This window comes from Streptomyces sp. AC627_RSS907, assembly GCF_019049165.1.
In genome coordinates, this window is sequence record NZ_JAGMUE010001278.1 from 1 (window position 1) to 545 (window position 545).

The 545-nt window shown below is 66.1% G+C and carries 1 protein-coding gene; it reads left to right on the plus strand.

From position 1 onward, the window contains the following. The first annotated feature begins 29 nt into the window (after nt 1-29). On the plus strand, nt 30-365 hold the full coding sequence (locus tag KUM32_RS41470) for an EthD domain-containing protein (RefSeq protein WP_217146801.1): 336 nt from the start codon (nt 30-32) through the stop codon (nt 363-365). The last annotated feature ends 180 nt before the right edge of the window (nt 366-545 follow it).

Sequence of the window (545 nt, forward strand, 5' to 3'; positions counted from 1 at the left end):
ACGCCGGTGTGAGCTTTTAGGTTGACGCCATGCTGAAGCTCATCTTCATGATCAACCGCATCGAGGGAATGTCGTACGAGCGTTTCGTCGAGCACCACCGGGACCAGCACGCGCCGCTGTTCACCTCCATTCCGGAGGCGGAGCGCTACGTGCGTAAATACGCCGTGTCCCACCCGGTCCCCGCCGAGAACTACCCGCCCCGGGCCTACGACGGCCTGACGGAGATCTGGTTCGAGAGTTGGGAGGACCACGACGCCTTCTTCGCCTCCGAGAACTACCGGACGCTGGTCAACCCCGACGAGGCACGCTTCATCGACAGGGAATCGGTGGCCGTGATGGTCACCGAGGAGAAGAAGGTCATCTGACGGGACGACTCGGCGGACGGATGCCGACTCAGCTCTGACGGCCGACCCCCGCGTAGCCGTTGACGCGCCGCTCCACGGGCCATCCGCCACTCCCGGGATCAGGGGCTCTGCGGGCGCAGCGCGGTGATCAGTTCGAGGAGGCGGGTCACCGCCGGGTCGGCGTCGGAGCGGTGGATGGCG

Coding starts and splice junctions, on each gene's coding strand:
- KUM32_RS41470 (WP_217146801.1), top strand. CDS start 30: ATGCTGAAGCTCATCTTCATGATCAACCGCATCGAGGGAATGTCGTAC.